The sequence below is a fragment of the Serratia sp. 2880STDY5682894 genome (assembly GCF_001537385.1).
Taxonomy (GTDB): domain Bacteria; phylum Pseudomonadota; class Gammaproteobacteria; order Enterobacterales; family Enterobacteriaceae; genus Serratia; species Serratia nevei.
Genome location: NZ_FCJA01000020.1, coordinates 1 through 3,473 on the forward strand (window position 1 = coordinate 1; position 3,473 = coordinate 3,473).

Consider the following 3,473-nt stretch of genomic DNA (forward strand, 5'->3'; position numbering starts at 1 on the left):
GTAATCTCAGAGAGATTACGGATTCTTACACAGCGACAGGATCGTTCAAGTGATCCTTAACTGATCGGCATTACGGCAATGCCGGCGTTTTTCATGCTGAATCAGGCTTATTTCTGCTGGCTAAGGAATTTAACCACGTCGGCGAACTGCTTCACGTACGCGTCCATCGAGCTGGTGTCCAGGCCATCGTTTTTAACCATGTATTTGCCGTTCACGAATACCGCCGGCACACCGCGCAGCTGCAGATCTTCCGCGGCTTTCTCCTGTTGAACCACCAGAGATTTCACCACGAAGCTGTTCCAGGCCGCGTCATAATCAGCGGCGGTCACGCCCGCTTTCACGAAGACGTTACGGATATCGTCCGGCGTTTGCACGGTCTGGGTTTTCTGTACCGCTTCAAACATCAGCGGGCTTACTTTGTCTTCCACGCCCAGCGCCATCGCAACCGCCCATGCCTGAGTCAGCTGTTTGCCCAACGGCCCCAGGAACTCCACGTGGTACTTGGTCATTTTGGTGCCGGCAGGCAAGGCCTTCTTCACGTTTTCAGACACGTGATAGACCTGCTCGAACTGGTAGCAGTGCGGGCAGTAGAAGGAGAAGAACTCCAGCACCTGCGGCTCGCCGGTCACCGGCTTGTCCAGGGTCACGTACTGAGCGCCATCGCTAAACTGTGCCGCCGAGGCACTGAATGCCATCACCATGCCAACGAGCGCCAACCATATTTTTTTCATAAGACTAAACTCTCCATTGTGTTAAAGCTTCAATACATTGGCGTCAGCTGCAGAGGAGGCTCCAGCAACAGCTTAACCTGTTCGGTGAAGGCCGCAGTCTGAGACAACCAGAAATCAGACTCCGCCATCCACGGAAAACTCTTAGGAAAGGCCGGATCCTGCCAACGGCGGGCGACCCAGGCCAGGTAATACACCATGCGCATCGCCCGCAGCGGCTCGATCAACGCCAACTCACGCTGATCGAACTCGGCAAATTCACCGTACGCCTCCAGCAAGACGTCCAACTGCATCAGTTGATCGCGGCGTTCGCCGTGCAGCAGCATCCACAAGTCCTGCACCGCAGGGCCATTACGTGCGTCATCAAGATCGACGAACAGCGGGCCGTCGCGCCACAAAATATTGCCCGGATGGCAATCACCGTGCAAACGGCGCGGCTGCCAGTTCAGATGCCAGTGCGGCTTGATCGCCGCGATCAGGTTATCCGTCGCCTGCAGGAACCCCTCACGCTGCGCTGCCGGCAACAGCTCGCAACCGGCCAACACCTGACGCGGGGCGGTGAGATACTCTTCAACCCCCATCGTCGGCCGCTCGGCGAACAAACGCTCACCACCGACCTGATGGATACGCCCCAAGAAACGACCCACCCATTCCAACTGATCCAGGTTGTCTATCTCGTACTGCCGCCCGCCCACGCTGGGGAACAGGGTAAAGAAGAACCCAGCGTGCGTATGCAGCGTAGCGCCTTGCAACGCCAACGGCGCTACCGCCGGGATCTCCGCCTTCGCCAGATCCAGAGCGAACTGGTGCTCCTCACCGATCTGCGCAGCGCTCCAGCGCTCCGGGCGGTAAAACTTCACCACGTAGCGCCGGCGATCTTCGTCCATAAACTGATAGACGCGGTTCTCGTAGCTGTTCAGCGCCGTCAGACCGGAGTCGACGCGCAGGCCAACCCCTTCTAGCGCGTCCATAATCAAGTCGGGCGACAGAGTGTCGAAATTAAAAGCAGAGTTATTCATAACGTTCGTTTGATCGCTGACAGCACGGTGCCGGGAATGAGAAATAGTAGCATTAATGGCGCGTTTCACGAGCTATGCTTTCTCGCACCGCACGAAGGTCAGTCCTTAATAACCCCGCGAGCGCGCAACAGCGCCGTTTTAAAATCTTCTTCGTAATCTTTCTTCAGGCCCGGGATCTGATCCGTGCCGGCGCTGCCGCGCATTTTCAGGTGGTAAATAAGAATATCATCGCTCAGCTCGGACAACTCGCCCTGGAAGCCCGCTTCCTTCGCCAGTTTTTGCAAAAACTGCATCAAATTGAGATCGGGATCTTCCTGCCAGGCCGGGTGCAACAGCTCGATCAACTCATTTACGCGATGCGTTTTCATCTCAATATCGTCCAATAGCATGAATAAACTCACAAAGTAACAGGCTTACCCACGCAGTGAAAGAACCGGCTTGTCAATAAAGGTAAATCCTGATGTCACGCCGGCTTTAGCGCTACAATCAGCGCATCGACAAGGCGGGATAAACGAGATGCATAAAGAAATCAGCGGCGTAATTTTGGCCGGCGGGCGAGCCACGCGCATGGGCGGTGAGGATAAAGGCCTGGTGTCGATTGGCGGTATCGCACTCTATCAGTATGTTCTGGCCCGGTTACGGCCGCAGGTGGCTTCCGTCGCCATCAGCGCCAACCGCAATCAGGCACGCTACCAGGCGAGCGGTTTGCCGGTGATTGGCGATCTGACGCCCGATTTCGCCGGGCCGTTGGCCGGGATGCTCGCCGGGCTCAAGCAATCTCCCAACGAGTGGGTGGCCTTCGTCCCTTGTGACGTCCCCGACTTTCCCGCCGACTTAGTCGCGCAGCTATGGCAGCAAAAAGGCGCAGCGCCAGCGGCCTTTGCCAGCGATGGTGAACGAGATCACCCTACGCTGGCGTTATTGCATACCCAAACAGCGCCGCAGCTGGCTGACTATCTGACGCGGGGTGAACGCAAGCTGATGCTGTTCTTGCATCAGATTAACGCACAACGCGTGGTGTTCAGCGGGCAACAAGCGGCATTTCATAATCTGAATACGCCGGAAGACTGCCGGAATTGGCAGCAAGCACGAGAGCTAAAGAAATGAATCGTTCATTGCCCCCCTTGCTGGCCATCGGTGCCTATAGCGGAACGGGAAAAACCACCCTGCTCAAACAGCTGATCCCGATGCTGAAACAGCGCCAGGTGAGGGTTGGGTTGATAAAGCATACGCATCATGACATGGATGTGGATACGCCGGGCAAAGACAGCTATGAGCTACGCAAAGCGGGTGCCGACCAAACGCTGGTCGCCAGCGATCGCCGCTGGGCATTAATGACCGAAACGCCGGAACAACAACCTTTGGACCTGCGCTACCTGGCAGAACGTTTTGATGCCGATAAGGTCGATTTGATTCTGGTGGAAGGGTTCAAACATGAGCCGGTCAGCAAGATCCTGCTTTATCGGGCCGAGATCGGCAGACCGTTGGAAGGCATGCTGGATCAGTTTGTCGTGGCGGTAGCCAGCGATCGGCCGCTATCCATCGCGGCTAAGCAATTGGATCTCAATCAACCGGAAAGCATCGCCGATTTTATTGTCGAGTGGTTGAACGGCGCAGCGTAGCTGCGCTTTTTTGCGTTTTACGCATAGCAAAAAGCCCTGAACGTCAGTTCAGGGCTTTCGGCTTTATTTGATGCCTGGCAGTGTCCTACTCTCGCATGGGGAGA

General features: G+C 56.1%; 5 protein-coding genes. 2 read left to right on the forward strand and 3 right to left on the reverse strand.

The window, feature by feature from the left end; translation table 11 throughout:
- Window positions 1-107: 107 nt before the first annotated feature.
- From dsbA to AWX27_RS24180, 3 genes are all read right to left on the reverse strand, one after another.
- Window positions 108-731: a thiol:disulfide interchange protein DsbA gene (gene dsbA / locus AWX27_RS24170; protein WP_004931264.1), complete on the reverse strand. Its 624-nt coding sequence runs from the start codon at window positions 729-731 to the stop codon at window positions 108-110.
- Between the two features lie 29 nt (window positions 732-760).
- The gene (locus AWX27_RS24175) at window positions 761-1,747 is read right to left on the reverse strand and encodes a serine/threonine protein kinase (RefSeq protein ID WP_060425407.1); all 987 of its coding nucleotides are present in this window, start codon (window positions 1,745-1,747) and stop codon (window positions 761-763) included.
- Between the two features lie 98 nt (window positions 1,748-1,845).
- Entirely contained in the window at window positions 1,846-2,115 is a 270-nt protein-coding gene (locus AWX27_RS24180) for a YihD family protein (RefSeq protein WP_004931268.1), read from the reverse strand.
- A 148-nt stretch (window positions 2,116-2,263) separates the two neighbouring features.
- On the opposite strand from AWX27_RS24180, the gene mobA reads away from it, so the two are divergent.
- A complete protein-coding gene (gene mobA / locus AWX27_RS24185) occupies window positions 2,264-2,854 on the forward strand; it encodes a molybdenum cofactor guanylyltransferase MobA (RefSeq protein ID WP_060425409.1) in 591 nt (196 codons plus the stop codon).
- The gene (gene mobB / locus AWX27_RS24190; protein ID WP_060425412.1) at window positions 2,851-3,369 is read left to right on the forward strand and encodes a molybdopterin-guanine dinucleotide biosynthesis protein MobB; all 519 of its coding nucleotides are present in this window, start codon (window positions 2,851-2,853) and stop codon (window positions 3,367-3,369) included. Before mobA ends, mobB begins: the two co-directional genes overlap by 4 nt.
- Window positions 3,370-3,473 lie beyond the last annotated feature (104 nt).